15 protein-coding genes are annotated in these 17,747 nt (G+C 41.2%); 11 read left to right on the top strand and 4 right to left on the bottom strand.

The window, feature by feature from the left end; all coding sequences use genetic code 11:
- Nucleotides 1–130: 130 nt before the first annotated feature.
- Both H5164_RS11895 and H5164_RS11890 read right to left on the bottom strand, forming a co-directional pair.
- Nucleotides 131–2,881, bottom strand: a complete 2,751-nt coding sequence (locus H5164_RS11895) for a PAS domain-containing protein (RefSeq protein ID WP_182742437.1) — start codon at nt 2,879–2,881, stop codon at nt 131–133.
- 3 nt (nt 2,882–2,884) lie between these two features.
- Entirely contained in the window at nt 2,885–3,292 is a 408-nt protein-coding gene (locus tag H5164_RS11890) for a response regulator (RefSeq protein WP_182756293.1), read from the bottom strand.
- Nucleotides 3,293–3,517: 225 nt separating this feature from the next.
- Between H5164_RS11890 and H5164_RS11885 the strand changes: the two genes are divergently transcribed.
- On the top strand, nt 3,518–4,207 hold the full coding sequence (locus tag H5164_RS11885) for an Hpt domain-containing protein (protein ID WP_182756291.1): 690 nt from the start codon (nt 3,518–3,520) through the stop codon (nt 4,205–4,207).
- Nucleotides 4,208–4,405: 198 nt separating this feature from the next.
- Here H5164_RS11885 and H5164_RS11880 read toward each other — a convergent pair whose 3' ends face one another.
- Nucleotides 4,406–5,227 carry an ABC transporter substrate-binding protein gene (locus H5164_RS11880; protein WP_182756289.1) on the bottom strand — a complete coding sequence of 274 codons (822 nt, stop codon included), beginning with the start codon at nt 5,225–5,227 and terminating at the stop codon, nt 4,406–4,408.
- Between the two features lie 391 nt (nt 5,228–5,618).
- On the opposite strand from H5164_RS11880, the gene H5164_RS11875 reads away from it, so the two are divergent.
- The 4 genes from H5164_RS11875 (at nt 5,619) to H5164_RS11860 (ending at nt 11,375) form a co-directional block, all read left to right on the top strand.
- Nucleotides 5,619–6,209: a hypothetical protein gene (locus tag H5164_RS11875; RefSeq protein ID WP_182756286.1), complete on the top strand. Its 591-nt coding sequence runs from the start codon at nt 5,619–5,621 to the stop codon at nt 6,207–6,209.
- A 91-nt stretch (nt 6,210–6,300) separates the two neighbouring features.
- Complete coding sequence (locus H5164_RS11870) at nt 6,301–6,888, top strand: bifunctional 2-polyprenyl-6-hydroxyphenol methylase/3-demethylubiquinol 3-O-methyltransferase UbiG (protein WP_182756284.1); 588 nt, start codon at nt 6,301–6,303, stop codon at nt 6,886–6,888.
- A 10-nt stretch (nt 6,889–6,898) separates the two neighbouring features.
- Entirely contained in the window at nt 6,899–9,787 is a 2,889-nt protein-coding gene (locus tag H5164_RS11865; RefSeq protein ID WP_182756282.1) for a DEAD/DEAH box helicase family protein, read from the top strand.
- Nucleotides 9,788–10,079: 292 nt separating this feature from the next.
- Entirely contained in the window at nt 10,080–11,375 is a 1,296-nt protein-coding gene (locus tag H5164_RS11860) for an amidohydrolase family protein (RefSeq protein ID WP_182756280.1), read from the top strand.
- Between the two features lie 184 nt (nt 11,376–11,559).
- Here the strand turns inward: H5164_RS11860 and H5164_RS11855 are convergent, their stop codons facing one another.
- Nucleotides 11,560–12,435 carry a CLCA_X family protein gene (locus tag H5164_RS11855; RefSeq protein ID WP_182756278.1) on the bottom strand — a complete coding sequence of 292 codons (876 nt, stop codon included), beginning with the start codon at nt 12,433–12,435 and terminating at the stop codon, nt 11,560–11,562.
- Between the two features lie 518 nt (nt 12,436–12,953).
- On the opposite strand from H5164_RS11855, the gene H5164_RS11850 reads away from it, so the two are divergent.
- From H5164_RS11850 to H5164_RS11825, 6 genes are all read left to right on the top strand, one after another.
- Complete coding sequence (locus H5164_RS11850; protein ID WP_124014792.1) at nt 12,954–13,274, top strand: heavy metal-binding domain-containing protein; 321 nt, start codon at nt 12,954–12,956, stop codon at nt 13,272–13,274.
- 161 nt (nt 13,275–13,435) lie between these two features.
- Entirely contained in the window at nt 13,436–13,894 is a 459-nt protein-coding gene (locus H5164_RS11845) for a DUF302 domain-containing protein (protein WP_182756275.1), read from the top strand.
- A gap of 80 nt (nt 13,895–13,974) precedes the next feature.
- Nucleotides 13,975–14,682, top strand: a complete 708-nt coding sequence (locus H5164_RS11840) for an SDR family oxidoreductase (protein WP_124014791.1) — start codon at nt 13,975–13,977, stop codon at nt 14,680–14,682.
- A 567-nt stretch (nt 14,683–15,249) separates the two neighbouring features.
- Nucleotides 15,250–16,080, top strand: a complete 831-nt coding sequence (locus H5164_RS11835; RefSeq protein WP_182697297.1) for an EAL domain-containing protein — start codon at nt 15,250–15,252, stop codon at nt 16,078–16,080.
- A 256-nt stretch (nt 16,081–16,336) separates the two neighbouring features.
- Nucleotides 16,337–17,197 carry a DMT family transporter gene (locus tag H5164_RS11830; RefSeq protein WP_182722871.1) on the top strand — a complete coding sequence of 287 codons (861 nt, stop codon included), beginning with the start codon at nt 16,337–16,339 and terminating at the stop codon, nt 17,195–17,197.
- A 190-nt stretch (nt 17,198–17,387) separates the two neighbouring features.
- Nucleotides 17,388–17,741 carry a YkgJ family cysteine cluster protein gene (locus tag H5164_RS11825; RefSeq protein ID WP_124014788.1) on the top strand — a complete coding sequence of 118 codons (354 nt, stop codon included), beginning with the start codon at nt 17,388–17,390 and terminating at the stop codon, nt 17,739–17,741.
- Nucleotides 17,742–17,747: the final 6 nt, after the last annotated feature.

The raw sequence follows: 17,747 nt of genomic DNA, 5'->3' as shown, positions 1-17,747 counted from the left end.
CAACAAGTTTGAAGCTACAGCAAAGGGTCAGATTACGCTATAAAGTACTCTGACCCTTTTGCTTAGCTGAAACTGGCACAGCGAAACAGAACTTTTTATCGACTGTTCAAGCTCAAAGAACCCTTGAGCCTTAAACAGAGATGGGTAAGCGAATATAAAACCTGGCACCATAACCTGGTGTTGAACTGTAGCCAATACTGCCATTCATTGCTTCAGTCAGCTCCTTACACAGCGCTAAACCTAAACCTGTACCGCCTTTGGCCTTAGAGCTACTGGCGTCTGCTTGAGAAAAACGTTCAAAAATTTTGCTCTGAAAATCTTCAGGAATACCATCACCTTGATCTTGCACAGCAATCTCAACCTGATTACCAATCAGTGTGGTAGACAGAGTGACACTTCCCGCTGTCGGCGAAAATTTAACCGCATTGGACAGGAAGTTAGTCAAGATTTGTAATAAACGATGCTCATCGACATAGACAAGGATCTCATCCATTGCGTGGTTTAATTGCAATGCCAGGGTGATTTGATGTAAGTCAGCATAAGGTTGATGATCGTCAATGGCTCTTTGTAATAGAGGCACAACATTTAAGCGTTTCATTTCAAACAACATCTTCCCAGCCGCGAGTTTTTCAATATCCAATAAGTCATTGATCAAACGGCTAAGCTGCTTACAGTTGCTGCTGGCAATTTCAATCAGCTTGTCCGCTTTTGCGGGTAAGGTAACCAACTTACCAGACTGCAATAAATTTAAGGCGCCAAAAATCGATGTTAATGGCGTACGCAGCTCATGACTTACTGTTGAGATAAAGTCATCTTTAACTTGTTGTAATTGCATCCTATCGGTAACGTCTTGTACTGAGCCGATTATTATCTGATCAGGATTTTTATCCTCGGCAACTAATTGCCCTAACTGATGCACCCAACGAACTTCACCATTAGGTCGAATAATTCGGTGAACCACATTATGAATGCCTGTTAAGCGAGCCTGCTGCTCACTTTTATCCACTTTATCAATATCATCTGGATGAACGGCACTTTTAAGCAAGGTCACACTGGGAACGATGTCATGGGCGTCAAAACCAAATATTTGGTAAATGATAGGCGACCACCATAAGGTGCCCTGTTTTAATGACGCATGCCAATAACCAATTTGAGCTTGCTCGCTAGCTAAATCAAGGCTTTGCTGAGCAACATTCAATTGCAAATTGAGATCTTCAAGTTTGAGGTAATGCTCTTTTGTTTGGGTAATATCTTGAATGTACCCATGCCACAAAATACTGCCATCGGGCATGGTTTCTGGCGAAGCACTGCCAGATAACCACACTAAGGTATTATCATCCCTGTAAACCCGATATTCCTGTTCCCACAGCGTGAGTTGTTGTGCTGAATCTTCAATACTCTTGGCTACCGCCGGCAAATCTTCGGGGTAAATTTTGGCAAACGCGGTGGACGCATCCGTTTGCACGTCTTCGGGTTTTACACCATAAATGTCTTCGATGGCAGAACTGGCATACGGAAATGCACTGTGACCGTCGGGCCATAACTGAAACTGATACAAAACCCCTGGCAACTGCTGTGTGAGTTTATGTAATTGATCTTGAAGTTTTTTCTCTTTGCTAATATCTAAAATAAAACCATCTAGGTATTTAATAGCCCCACGACTATCATATTCCGCAGCGCCGCGACCTTCAGCCCATAGAACCGAACCATTTTGATGCAAAATACGGAAATTGAGTACCCAACTGGCATGGTTAAGCACTGCTTTTTCAACCGTTTGAATTAATAAATCTCTGTCTTCGGGATGAATGATGCTCACGAAACTGCGTTGAGAGTTATCAATAAAATCGCTGGCGAGGTAGCCTGAGAGCGCATAAATATGATCGCTCATATACAGCATGGACCAATGCTCATCATGATGACATCGGTAAGTTACCCCAGGTATATTAGTCACTAAGGTTTTAAACTGATCTCGACTTTGTCGTAATGCTAGTTCGTTATCATGTTGTTTGGTGATATCGGCATGGGTGCCGTACATCATCAGAGGCTTACCATCGTCTGAGTATGAAATCACTCGGCCTCTGTCATGCACCCATATAAAATGCCCCTGTTTATGTTGCATGCGGAAATTAACATCATAAAATGGGCTTAAACCATTAAAATGATCCTCTAATGCCGCCTTGGCGTGGTCTAAATCATCGGGATGGGTTACGGCTAACCAGGTGTCGATAGAAATGGGCTCAAGCTCAGCAAGCTGATAACCAATCATTTCTGCCCAACGCTCGTTAAAAACCGTTTCACCGGTTTGTATATTCCATTGCCAAGTACCAATTCTGGTCCCTTCAAGCACCGACCGATACATTAGCTCACTTGCCGCTAATAGCTCATTTGACTGCTCTTGTAATCGGTCTTGAATTTCTTGCTCAACGCTCTTGCCAAACTCAAAAGCAATTTGGCGCTCTTTATCGGTAAACTGCCGAGGTTGGCTGTCAATAAAGCAAAGTGTGCCAATGCGCTCACCGTTAATCTCTAACGGAACACCAGCATAAAAGCGAATAAATGGCGCGCCGGTAACCAATGGGTTATCTGCAAATCGGCTGTCGAGCTGGGCGTCGTGGATTTCAAAAATAGATTCGGCTAAAATCGTATGACCACAAAATGAAATGTCTCTACTCGTCTCACAGGCCGCTAGACCTTGTTTGGATTTAAACCATTGCCGCTTAGCATCCACCAATGAAATCAGCACTATTTCGGTGCCAAGGCAAAGTTTAGCTAGATGAGTTAGGCGATCAAAACGTTGCTCTGGAGCCGTATCTAACAGACCAGTATTGTGTAACGCTATGAGTCTTAGTTGTTCGAAAATCGGTGTTACGGGAGCTTGCATCAGTTACTCCGGATGGTTGATTTTTGCTGAAGCAAGATGGGCTTGATAAATACACTCTAGTGAATCGCCAAGACTCATGGCATCAAAGGGTTTCTCAATAACGTCAACAGCGCCGGCATCTAAATATTCCTGTTTTTCAGTATGCTGAATTCTGGCGGTCATAAATACCACCGGAATGTTAACGCAATGTGCATTTTTACGAATTTCGTGCAGGGTTTGCAAACCATCCATACCTGGCATCATGGCATCTAACAATATTAAATCCGGTGTAAAGTGCGCCAGTTGACTAATCGCCTCATGCCCACCCTCACAAGACACCAAGGTAAGACCTGAGATATCAACCAGAGCCATTTCAACGATAACTCGAATCGACTCATCATCTTCTACGTGTAAAATTTTGTCTAGCGGCATGCCGGCTCCGTTTTGGTGAGTAAAACCCAAATTTGGCTAATTTGATTTGCTAATATAATCTTATAAATGATGTTGTAGCAAACTAAGTTGTTGAATAACCCTATTGATTACAATAAAGCACTCGTGTCTATAGGTATAGTTCATCCAATATCACTGTTGTAATTAAACTGCTATTATCTTTTTGGTAGCGGATCAGCCAAGCCATCATAAACCGAGAGTAAAGAGATGAAAGCGAACAAAAATCCTAGTAATCCGCACTCGGTTGCACAAACTGTCTCAAATAGCGCTAATCACTTAGGTTCAACATCAGCAAATAAAACGATCGAAAATTTACTTGCCCCCTTTGCAGGCAACGAACTATTTTATCGGCGCTTAATACATATTTTTGAAACAAATTTACAACAACAGCTGCAAAATCTGGATCAGATGATCTTAGATAACAATACCAAGGACATTCTGGTCATTATTCATACCCTAAAAGGTAGTTCAGGATCCACCGGCTTGTCATCTCTGCATTCAGCCCTAGTAGACGGCGAAAAAAAGCTTAAACAAGCTCATGATGAAAATGCTGCTAACCTTGATCTTGTATGCGAAGAACTGATAGCGCATGTTCGTGCTGTGGCGCAAGCTGAGCTTTCAAGTATTCATAGCCTATTACTAAATTCATCTGTAACAGATACACCGGCACCTGCAGAAGACTATTCAAGCGCAGAGTTAACCTCGACCCTAGCAGAACTTAAACAGCATCTAATGGACGGTAATCTCAACGCACTCGACGTCACTTTACGCCTACAAAATATGCTATCGGATAAGGTGTTACTGCAACAAGACTTAGCCAGCCTGCATGATACCGTTGAGATGCTCGATTTTGAGCAAGCACTTGACGCATTAGCCTCACTGTCGCAAAAGTTATAAGCTCAAGGTTGTGCTTATATTAGGCTGATAAAAACTGCGTACTACTCGCATGCGGCACTTGCACTAACTTAAGTGCTATAGATAAGTGAAATGAATACGCGCAATGAATAAGCGATTAATAAAAATCACTTCTTTAGATAACCTTATTTGTTTCTAGGACGATAAAAGCACTAAGCATAAATCAGCTGCGAAGTATCATCACAAAGGCACTTTACCAGACGTTTCTTGTGTTTTAGCTATCGATATTTGCTGCCATTTAACAATCACTTGCGCTAGTTCTCCCCGACTGGATAAACGTTTAATCGATTGGTTAATGCCTGTAATTAACTCTGGGTTAGTGGTTTTTTTACTGATCAGAAAGTGAATTTGGTTATGGTCTAATACCAGCGGTAATTCTGTAACAGAAATCCTTTCAATCTGAGTTGCTATATAAGGTACGGCAATAGAATCGCCAATGACAACATCGCCTCTACCGTAACCCAGCATGCGAATTGATTGGGTGGCATTACGACTGAAAATTAATAATTTTTGCTTGATTAACGCTTGTTCTGATGCCAAAAAATCTGCCCCATACCAGCCAAAAATAGGCGCAAGGAGGACCAGCTTTTGACTAAATATATCCTGCCATTTATCAATTTTGATCTGTGAAGCTAAATCAGATTTTACAAATAACTTAATTTCTTCGTCACGGTATGGTATTGAGAAATCAGCATAGGCTTCTCTCTCAGGTCTATAACTTGCGCCCATCATAATATCCAAGGTGCCTTCTTGTAACATTCTGTGGGCTCGCTTTACGGGCATATCGATAAAATTTAACTTACAACCTAAGTTGTCCGCCACAATAGTGAGCATATCAACATCGAGCCCAACGGGTTTACCGGCGCTATCCAACCAAGAATACGGCGCCCAACTATTAAAACCAACGTTAATCGGCTCATAACATGATGACGTTGCTTTTTGCCCATAGGCAAAATACGCTTGAAAATAAATAAGTAAAAGTAATAAAATTCTTAATCGCATAGGCTTACTTCTCACCTTATTACTTATCAATTCTTGCAGGGTAAAAGTCGATTTGATGGGATGTTGAAGCACTGTCTAGTCAAACGCCACTTTGCTAGCACCTATAAACCTTAGTCTATAAACATTAGACATAAAAAATCTGTTACGCCAGTCATCATACCAAGGCTTTTGGGTCTGAACCTTCAATTGAGTGATAAACAGCAATCCAATGTGTTTTTTCGCCAGCATTTTGCCATCAATACATCATGGCAATACCAGCACCACATTTATCGATACATTAATTCGATGACGGCTATTTTACCCATTTATCATCACGATTGCAGTTCAATCTGGTCAGCGTAATCAATAAGCGGTATTGTTACCCCAAATGAACCCAGATAACGGATGTTGATTGTTTACCTATAATATCAATGGCAAAGCGAGTCGCTTTTTTACCTACGCAGATTTAATAAACTGCGGGGCTACGGCTATCGAACATCAAATAGAAAATTTGCCACTGCAACCCGACACTTGGCGCGCACTCAGTTTGTTAGCCACTCAAATACTTGATCCAATCGTCGATCAATTTGGACCCATAGCGCTGACATATGGTTTTTGTTCGCCTGAGCTGGTCAGAAAGATTGCTAAAAATCGCAATCCGCATATTGCGCCAAAACTTGATCAACATTGCTCATACGAACTCAATCAAAATCAAAAAATCATCTGCGATCGCTTAGGTGCCGCCTGCGACTTTACCCTAGTGAGCAACAAGGATGATAAACCGATTGATATGCAACTGGTGGCGCAGTGGATGTGCGAAAATCTGAAATTTGACCGCCTGTACTATTACGGTAAACATCGACCGATACACATCAGCATTGGCCCACAAATGAACCAATTCATACAAACCATGAAAACCAATGCCGACACCGGCCATCGTGTCCCGTCTAAAAAAGGCCGTAATGAAACGGCGATTGCGGTGATTAGGCAAGTTGATTATTAATCTAGCTTAATGGGTTTTCGATAGAATGAAACACTTGAGAAGGCTGTCGGTGATAAGTTAGAATCAAGCCATGTAAATCATAGGGTTAGTTATGTCTACCATCGAATTTTATGACACAAATTCACAAGATTTTTTTGACTCAACAGTGAATGCTGACGTCAGTGGGTTATACCAGCCTTTTATCAGCCATTTACCTGCAAAGGCACGTGTGTTAGATGCAGGTTGTGGTTCTGGCCGAGACAGTAAAGCCTTTATCGATTTGGGTTTCAATGTCACATCAATTGATGCCAGTGCCGAATTAGCCAAAGCGGCATCTGAATATATAGGTCAAAATGTGGCGGTTTGTACCTTCGATGAAATAGACACTGAGCTTGAGTTTGACGGTATTTGGGCTTGTGCATCTCTTCTACACGTTGAGGTCAACGCCCTACCCAACACCTTTAATGTTTTGGCTAATACTTTGGTTAAAGGTGGCGTGTTTTATTGCTCATTTAAATATGGCGACCAAGAACGAAATCATAATGGCCGATTCTTTAGCGATGCCAACGAAGTTCGATTACAACAATGGCTCAGCCAAACCTCTTTAAACATTGAACGTACTTGGATAACCACTGATGTTCGTCCTGGCCGTGACAGTGAGCAATGGCTCAATGCAATATTAATTAAAATCACCCAATAGAGATGTAACAATGAAGTTAGCAGAAGGACCTGTATTAATCAGTGGTGGTTTGGATGATCCATTTTTACCCAAATTGCGGCAAGCGATTAATCGTGCGACTCATATTGAAATATCGGTGTCATTTATTCAGCAATCTGGGCTAAATTTAATTTTTGATGCTTTATCTGACGCGCTAGAACGCGATGCAAGCATTTCAATCGTTACCTCAGACTATCTTTTGATTACCGATCCGGTTGCATTACGACACTTAATGATTTTGCAATCTCGCGGTGCAAAAACCAAAATCTTTATTTGTAAACGTAATCAAAGCTTTCATATGAAAACCTATATTTTCGTCCAACAACAAAGCGGACTAGCAGATATAGGTAGCGCTTTTATTGGCTCAAATAACATCAGTAAAGCGGCATTCACCCATGCATTTGAATGGTGCTTACGCCATGATTTATTGCCGAATCAAGATCCTAAAGAATTTAACCATATCCGCCAACAATTCTTGCAGATTTTCAATCATTCGCAGGCAATCGAGCTCAGTGATGCATTCATCAACAACTATGCCCAACAGCGTAAATTGTGTAAACCGCCTTTAGCTATCGTTAATGAAGTAGAGCCAGAAGAACCAGTACCTAACTCAGCCCAAGCAGAAGCCTTAATTGCATTAGCTGACACACGTTTAGCCAAGCAATCCAAAGGACTGGTTGTATTAGCCACGGGTATGGGTAAAACATGGTTAGCTGCATTTGATGTATTGCAATTCAAGGCTAAAAAAGTGCTGTTTGTTGCTCATAGAGAAGAGATATTAATTCAAGCAGAACGGACTTTTAGGACCTTATTACCTCAAAGTACCACAGGTCACTTTAATGCCAACACTAAGGTCGTTGATGCTGACATTGTATTTGCATCGATTCAAACTTTAGGCAAACCCGAATACCTTAATAAACTTGATAAAACTCATTTCGACTATGTGATCGTTGATGAATTTCATCATGCTGGCGCCGTCAGTTATCAGTTATTACTCAATCACTTTACCCCGCAGTTTTTACTCGGGTTAACCGCCACGCCAGAGCGCACGGATCAAGCAGATATTTTATCGTTATGTGATAACAATTTGGTGTTTGAAAGAAACATTATCGACGGAATTGAATCGGGTATTTTAGTCCCCTTTCATTACCAAGGTATTAAAGACGAAACGGTCGATTACCGAGAGCTGCCATGGCGTAATGGTAAGTTTGATCCGCAACAATTAGTCAATCTGTTTGCTACCCAAAAGCGCGCTAAACATGTGTTTGCTCATTGGCAGAAACATAAGCAGCAACGTACCTTGGCATTTTGCGTCTCTAAAGCTCATGCCGACTTTATGGCACAATGGTTTTCTGCCCGTGGTATTAAAGCGGTGTCGGTGCATAGCGACTCAGAAGTTAGACGCGGTGAAGCACTTAGCCAATTAAACGCTGGTGAAATAGAGGTAATATTTTCAGTTGATTTGTTTAATGAAGGTACAGATTTACCCTCAATAGACACTATCTTAATCTTACGACCGACTGAATCTAAAATTCTCTTTTTACAACAGTTAGGTCGTGGATTACGTACATCTCCCGAAACTCATAAAACCTTTGTGTCTGTTATCGATTTCATCGGTAATCACATCAGCTTTTTAAATCGGCCAATGGCGTTATTGCAAACAGCGAACGCCAATGAAGCGATTAAGCGTCTTAACACACCTCAAATCGATTCTAAGTGCTTAATCAATATCGACCCCGAATTAATCGACTTTTGGCAACAGTTAAAACTTGATTACACTAAAGCTGATCAACAGTACCAATTACTCAAAGATGATTTAGGTCACCGCCCTACTGCCACAGAGTTTTATTACAGTGGTTATGTTTGGAGTAAAATGACCAAGCAAAATGGTAGTTGGTTTGAATTGGTATTAAGCCAAGAAAAGCAAGACAACGCATTACATTCGTTAACGCCCTATTTGCCATTTCTAAGTCTTGGCGTTGAAAAGGCGACAATGACCAAATGCTTTAAAGCAATATTACTCGAAGCATTTGTTGAGCTGAATGGATTAAGTCATCCTCCCAGAATTGAAGCGGTATGCCTTAAGAGTTGGCAGATATTTAAACGTTATCCAAAATTGTGGATTCAAGATGTTAAAGCCGATCTGCAGCAAATTGATGCCCGCTCACCAAAATGGCACAAGTATTGGTTAGCCAACCCAATTACTTTTTTATGCAAACAAGATAAATCAGATACGCAATCTTGGTTTGTTGTAAAAGATGATCGGTTACATGCGAATATTGATGTAAAAGTTGATGATATTGCAGTGATGTCTTTCGCGATGAGAGAATTAAGCGAATTATTGTTAGCGCGTTACAGCCAACGCCAATCATCTTCTACGCCGACACCAACCAGCAAAACAATACAATCGAATGTGGTTACGCTTCCCATTGGAGTGACAAAGGATGAACAGACATCCCTTAGTTATTACCCAGATCTCAAAATTGCCTGCGGTCATTTCAAAACGGGTACTGATGACAATAGTGACACACTGACGCTAAACTCGACCTTTAGTAAACTCGATCCATCGATTTACTTTATTGCCCCAGCCAGTGGTAATTCAATGAATGGCGGTAAAAATCCAATTGAAGACGGTGATTTGTTGTTATTAGAGCGCATAACAGCGCTAAATGCTGGTTCGATTACTGGTAAAATCATCGCGATTGAAATTCAAGACGATACAGGTAATAACCAATATTTATTGCGTAAAGTGAATAAACTCACTAATGGTCAGTATCAACTTAATGCCCATAATCCAGCGTACTCACCAATACTAGCAAATGACTCAATGCAGACCTTTGCGAGATTGAAGCAGGTTCTGGATAAGTCTGATTTGGTGTAAATAATATATTTTTAGTAATAAATCACTCTTTATCAAGCCACTCGCGAGTGGCTTTTTTATGGGTTATATCTCAGCATTAACACTCGCTTCATTATGCTAAAACCGCTCACCCGATAACTATCAGCTAATACAAATTGATACATAAAATAACTACGATTAAATTTAACAAGTGGTTAATATAATTTAGCCCTCATCATTGATTTTTTGCACCGCTAACCTCAGTTCTGACCCTTATTGGTTCAATTAATAATGAAATGCATAACAATAACAACACAGGATTTTAAAAATAACTATGCCTTTAAAAAACAATAAGATTAATGCAATTTCATTCTCCCTTAGCCTAATTTTAGGTACCACTTTTATTACTCCGGCGTTTGCCCAAGACACCTTGATTTTGGCCGATGCCTATATCGATGTAGCTAAAGGAAAAAGCGTTGATAATGCAGCGATAATCATCTCTAACAATCACATCGTTAAGGTTACCACCGCGGCAAACATTACTAATAAAGCCGATTACAGCTTGATTGATCTTAAAGGTAAAACGCTGGTGCCAGGAGTGATGGATATGCATGTGCATTTATCTGGCGATGCTGAAGATAATTTTTTAGAGTCGATGAATTATTCAGTACCAAGACAGACTGTTAAAGCGGTTAAAAATGCTCAGAAAACCTTGCTCGCAGGCTTTACCACAGTGCGAGACTTAGGTGCATCTGGCTATTCAGTGATTGCTACCCGAGATGGAATAGATGCTGGCGATATTCCTGGTCCACGTATTTGGGCCGTAGGCCACGCGATTGGTATCACCGGCGGACATTGCGATGATAATTTCCCTGCTCCAGAAGCTCATGCTAAAGCTCAAGGTGTTGCCGACGGTCCTTTGGAAGTGCGCACCAAAGTACGTGAAAACATAAAATACGGTGCCAATGCGATTAAAGTCTGTGCCACTGGCGGAGTTTTTTCTAAAGTAACTCAAGTCGGTGCGCAACAAATGACTTACGAAGAACTTAAATCTGCCGCAGATGAAGCGCATATGCGCGGCCTGGTTATCGCCGCTCATGCACATGGCACTAGTGGCATTAAAGATGCGATACGCGCGGGTATCGATAGTATTGAACATTGTAGTTTTATGGACGATGAAGCCATTAAGATGGCAATAAAAGCCGGTACTTACTTGTCTTGCGATATTTATAACACCGAATACACCCTCGCCTATGGTGCCGCTAACGGCGTACCAGAAGCCAATATCAATAAAGAAAAGCAAGTGTCGCAAGCCCAGCGTGACAGCTTTAGAAAAGCCGTTAAGGCTGGCGCTAAGATGGTGTTTGGTTCAGATGCGGCGATTTATCCCCATGGAGACAATGGTAAGCAATTTTCACGCATGGTCACCTTTGGCATGACGCCTATTCAAGCGCTTCAGGCTGCAACAATTAACAGTGCTGCCTTGATAAAACAAGATAACCTAGGTCAAATTAAAGCCGGATTCTTGGCTGACATTATTGCTGTTGATGGCAATCCGCTAGATAACATTAGCTTGATGGAAAACGTCACTTTTGTTATGAAAAATGGCGTTGTGTACAAAAAGCGTTAAGGCATTAGCTAACCGCTATTGGTTATGTCTCAGCCCGATTGGCTTGGATAGCTTTAGCAATCAAATACCAAGGCCTATCTTAAACGCTAGGCCTTTTTCATATCTAACAGATAGACCGTCAGATCTCAGAAGCATGTTGATTCGTTCAATCATTATGGATCAAGTCTTTTTATCTATAACAAGGCTATACATTAAGCGCTGGCTGACTGTCCCGATTGTGTTTATCAAACGCTATCCCTAAGGGTTCGAAATAGGCCAATAGTGCTTGATAGATTTCACGGCGGTGTTGGGTATCTGGGTAAGCACCATGTTTGGCCAATGGTGAGTTAATCGTGCTGTTAACTAGGTATGGATTAGATATTTCGGCATTAACCTGTGAGTACATTTCAATACTGGCTTCGAATGCACGCGCCATCATTTCTGTTGGTTTGGCAAAGTAATGACAAGCTTGCAGTTTATCTAACGCGATTGACCGTCTCACATACTCGTGTGGCTCTTGGCCATTGGTGTTTAAAAAAGTGATTTCAAATAGCTCAGATAATTGTTGGTTCAGTGGATGAGCAACTAATGCTTTGTCTGCAAGCCAATGGTCGGTAGCACATGCATACCGGTTAGCCGGACTCATGTACTCATCTTGGCTCAGTAGAGTGTCATCAACAAACATTTTGTCGGCTATGTAATGATCGAACGCATGCCAAAACTCATGAGCTAACGACCCTGCGCCGGCATTTTTGGCTAACGCCAGTTCTCGATATGCTGGTGAATAGTGTGCCTGCACGCCCTTTTGGCCGCCATGGCCAAAGGCAAACCGTAAACTGCCGCGCAGGCCAATTAGCTCTGGTGGTACGCAGAGTATATTGGCCAGATCGGCTAATGAATCAAATATCAAGTTAGCCGCTAATGCCGACTCCTCGCGATTAACCCATTTGCCCACTCTTATGTGCTGTAAACCAAAGGTGTGCTTGATATCTAAAAAGCTCACCGAATCACCATTGCGATAATCGGGACCAATTCGCTCAAAATGACGCTGATGATTTAATAATGAATGATGTGAAGCCAAACAAACCTCTATTACACGAAAGCGATTATAAATACGTTTACAAAAAATGAATGCTGAACTCAGTGGGTAATTATGCCATGTTTAACGCCATTAACCGTCCAATAAAAAGGCTAATGGTGGTAAAAGTCTCCTTGGCGCAACCTCATCCACCAGTATGTTAAAAGCATTTTTATTCAGCTTTATGCAAAAATAAAAGTATTACCCTCGGTAAATTTTTAACCTTTATTCATTTAAATGCTTATTTAATCAAAATAAGGCTAAACAGATTAAATTAAAAGCACTGCATAATCACCGAGTTTATTTTACTCTTCTATTATGTGGCCCATTAAGAACCGATTAAGTGGCTTAGTACGGCCACCAGCACTTAATGGATCGTATACGTTACGACTGTTTATGACGATATGCGCCTGAAGAGTAAGCCGGTGTATTTGGGGGCCCTTTTAAGTATCGCTCATTGAATGTCTATTTAACCCTGTTCACAGTAAAGTGGTTTAAGCGCAATTGTTTATGGAGGATTTATGATTTATACCACAACAGAAACCATTCCTGGTCGGGATATTATCGAGATTGTCGGCATTGTAACGGGTAATGTTGTTCAATCTAAACATATTGGCCGAGATATTATGGCTGGTTTAAAAAGCATTGTCGGCGGCGAAATCCGCGGTTACACCGAAATGTTAAGTGATGCCAGAGATGTCGCCATTGAGCGCTTAGTTGCCAGTGCAGCTGAAAAAGATGCCGATGCGATTGTGGGTATCCGCTTTACAACAAGCGCCATTATGGATGGGTCGTCGGAAATAATGGCTTTTGGTACCGCAGTAAAATTAGCGCCGCGCTGATAAATAGCTCGGTTACTTAACATAAACTTAGCTCATATTAATATCGCTCGCGAAGAACAAAGGCTGAGATAAGTACTTCTCACCATCTTGTTAACCTGTTTGTTTGTCCGAGTTTAGGCCGCCATATCGCGAGTGTTCAAACATAACTAATAGGTAACTTTATGATTAAAAATATTTCCTTAGCCCTTGTCACCTTGATAGCCTCAACTCATGCCCTGGCGCTAGAAAGCCTTATTACTGTTGAAAGCCATTACTCGGCCAAAGAAACCGCTGATAGGTTTGAGTCGATCATAAAAGATAAAGGGTTTACGGTTTTTGCCAGAATAGATCATCAGAAAAATGCGGCGGGGGTTAATTTAACGTTAAGACCAACTGAAGTGATTGTGTTTGGCAACCCGAACATTGGCACTCAATTAATCCAGTGTAACCAACTGGCGGCAATTGACTTGCCCCAAAAGGCATTGATTAGTGAAGACGCTGATAATAAGGTTTGGCTGTCGTATAACAATCCGCAGTACCTTAAGCAGCGTCATAACATTACAGGCTGCGATAAGGTTATGAATAAAATAGCCGCCGCGCTCAATACATTAAGCATTGCTGCAACGTCCAAACCGCTATAATGTAGAATGATATTAATCAATAACTTATATAGCATATTTATCAGCAGTGCTGCGTATAAGGATATATTTTGAGGTGTTAAATGAATAACCAAGTGGTATTAATTACAGGTGCAAATAGAGGCATTGGTTTGGCCTTAACTGAGCAATACCTTATTAACGGCTGTCGGGTTATTGCGACCTGTCGCGATGATGCCACAACGACTGAGCTAATGTCGTTACAGGCGCAGTTTGCTGATAAATTATTGATTGAATCAATGGATATCACATGCCCAGATACCATTCACCGTTTAGCCAATAATCTTTGCCAGCAAAATATTAGTATTGATTTAATCATTAATAATGCGGGCTATTTGGATCGCGATAATCACAGTATTCATGCTATCGATTATGCTGATGCTGAAATGTGCTTTAAAGTGAATGCGCTCGGGCCATTATTTTTAATCCATTGCTTATTATCTCTATTGAATAAAACACGTTTATGTAAAATCGCTATTATCTCATCGTCCAAAGGATCATTAACAGAACCACAAGGTGTCGATTGGTATGGTTACCGAATGTCTAAAGCCGCTGCCAATATGCTCGCGGTGAATTTATCTCAAGAACTTGTTGATGATAATGTTGCTGTGGTATCTGTTCATCCTGGCTGGGTTCAAACTGACATGGGCGGTAGCGCTGCACGGGTTAAAGTTATCGATTCTGCATTGGGGATTATAAAGGTGATTAACCAGTTATCGATTGCTAACACGGGTGAGTTTTACAATTTTAACGGTGAGCAACTGCCGTTCTAATATCTGGCAGCTTGAATGTGTGACTACTCCCCGTACTTTTTGCCTAATGTTTGCTTATTATTGAACGCGTGTTATCAAGGCTATTGGTTTTGTGGGCGGGTGCGATTGATCAATTTACCGCTTAATATGGTCTAGGATAAGTTTGAGGCTGTTTTTAGGTCGACAATAGTGGGCGAATTATGTTTTTTGACCATGATATTGAGGCTAATTTAACCGGTTACACTTAAATACAAAATAATATCCAGCGATATTTACTGCTGGCTTGCCTTACCGGTTTAAGTTGGTAAGATGTTGTTTTGATGACTGTATCGTTAATATCGTTATGATACTTTGGTATTAATAGGCATAGTTAGACAATATTAATTAAGTCGATAGTTACAATATTGACTACGACACAATGAAGATGTGTTTATCTTCTTCTTGCCGCATAGCGGCTTAATTCAACGAACACTTTAAGTTAATTTGTAACCTGCTGCATTTGTACTTTAATCAGTACGACGTTAAGCAAAACCTAGGTTGCGTTACTGCATAGCTTAAGCGGGCGTTATATTTAGTGAGGTTGCGATAATGGAAACAAAGCCGATAATTTATGACAGATTTTCTTGTAATAAATGTTTTGATAAAAGCAGCCTTGATTTTGATTTCACCATGGCTTTTCAGCCAATTATTAACTGTAAAACCAATACTATATTTGGCTATGAAGCATTAGTTCGCGGTTTACAAAATGAATCTGCTTTTTCCGTTATCGAGCAAGTCAATGATGATAATCGTTATTTATTTGACCAGCTTTGCCGAGTGAAAGCCATCGCACTGGCTGCTAAGCTCAAACTAGACTCCATGCTTAGTATCAACTTTCTTCCCAATGCCATTTATAAACCTGAGCGCTGTATTCGAACCACCTTAGAAGCCGCGAAAGAGTATGGTTTTCCAACCAATAGAATCATGTTTGAATTTACTGAAAATGAGAACATCAGCGATACAGAATTTGTTAAGGGTATTGTTGAGTATTATAAAAAATCAGGATTTATCACCGCACTAGACGATTTTGGTTCTGGCTATGCCGGTTTGGGATTATTGGCTGATTTTCAAACCAACATCATCAAATTTGATATGAAGCTTATTCGTAATATCGACCAGGATAGTACCCGACAAGCTATTATTAAAAATTGTGTTAACTTGTTTGCTGAGCTTAACATTACCTCGTTAGCCGAAGGCGTAGAAACCATCGAAGAAATGCTCTGGTTGCGCGATTCTGGCATTGACCTGATGCAGGGCTATTTGTTTGCAAAACCTGGCTTTGAGAGCCTACCGCAAGTTGATTTTGATGAAATATCCCGCTATGAAAGTAAAGCCAAACATTCCCACAAGCAAAGTTTACATGATGGTGCAGGTATTTAAACCTCAGCTTAAGGGGTTAAGATCATCATCCTTATGCCGATTTTGTTTAACCATTACCGACTCGAGACAGTCATCGAGATAGTCACTAAGAGACGACACCTCTACGCGGGCTAACTTAAGGTTTTGACTGACGTTTATAAGCGTTTTATGCCCATTTCAACCAATTCATTTACCTATGTCTTTGCGTAATCCTGTATCATTGAGCGGTGCCAAACTCTTGGCCCCTTTCCCTCCCCCTATGCTGGAAATATCATCGATGAAAACAGACGCTTTACGCGGCAAACTATTCTTATTACTGGCCACTATGCTTGCTGGTGTAGGCTGGATAGCCTCTAAACTTGTTATTTTACACATGCCTGGTGAGGTGTTTATTGCAGCTCGCTTTTTAATCGCCAGTCTGATTTTATTGCCATTTTGCTATCAGCAGATTTTAGCCCTGCGAGGCAAACAGATTGCCGCGCTGTGTGGCGTTGGCCTTGTATTAGCGGCATCGATTGAAGTATGGGTACATGCGATTACCATTTCAGATACCCTGTCTGAAGGCGCGTTTATCATGAGTTTAGCAATGATTATTGCGCCATTTATTTCTTGGCTATTATTCAAAGTTAGACCCAACCGCATGTTTTGGATAACGCTGCCTATAGCCTGCATTGGTATTATGTTATTGACCATCACAACGGGCTGGGAGGTGGATAACAGTCAATGGTTTTTCTTATTGTCGTCGGCCTTACTGTCATTACATTTTGTACTTAACAAGCGAGTTCTGACCAATATAAAGCCATTAACATCCATCTGCATTCAATTATTCATGGTGGGGGTTGCTGGTAGTGTGATTATGGCGCTGGTGTCACCTGAGCATTTTGAACTCAATGGCCAGCTGTTCTTTTGGTTTGCAGTGTCCACTGTCATTGCCACCAGCGTGCGCTACTTGTTACAAACCCTTGGCCAGTTTAACGTTAAACTAGAAACGGCTTCATTGATCATGATTTTAGAGCCCATTTGGACATTAATCTTGTCTATTAGCTTTCTTAATGAAGTGGTTGAGGTACAAAAGCTTATCGGTGGCGGAGTGATTCTGCTGTCACTGTTTATTTATATCAAATTTTCTAAAAAGTAGTTTTGACTAAACGTTATGGCGCGCTCGGTTTATGTTAATCGGGCTGCGCTTTGCCTCACCTGTTATCGGCAAAGATTCGACTACCAACAACAGATACATTTGTCTGTCTAGCCACTTAAACACCTTGCCGCTTTTAGTTCATTGGCGATGAGACTATAATGACGGGTAATCGCAAACCAATGAGTCATTAATGAACAGTAACATAGAGATAGTCGATCTTCTCCGCGAGCGTATTCCTTCATTTAAATGTGTGCCGGGTTGTCACGATTGCTGTGGCCCAGTAACGACCTCGTCTGAAGAAATGTCGCGCCTGCCAGTCAAAACGGCCGCAGAACATGAAGCCGCGCTAAATGAGTGGAACTGCGTATATTTAGGCCCTAATGGCTGTGAAGTGTATGAGGAACGCCCTTTGATATGCCGAGTATTTGGCACGACACCGCGTATGCCTTGCCCTGAAGGTCGTGGTCCTGAAAAGATGATTGACTCAAAAGTAGAAGCTCAGATCCATCACTATATTGCCAATACCCGCCAAGTGTTAGTGTAAACGCAT

The sequence above is a fragment of the Shewanella sp. SG41-3 genome (assembly GCF_014164545.1).
GTDB classification, from domain to species: Bacteria; Pseudomonadota; Gammaproteobacteria; order Enterobacterales; family Shewanellaceae; genus Shewanella; species Shewanella vesiculosa.
The sequence above is the reverse complement of the archived record's forward strand: the minus strand, read 5'-3'. Positions and strand labels throughout refer to the sequence as shown.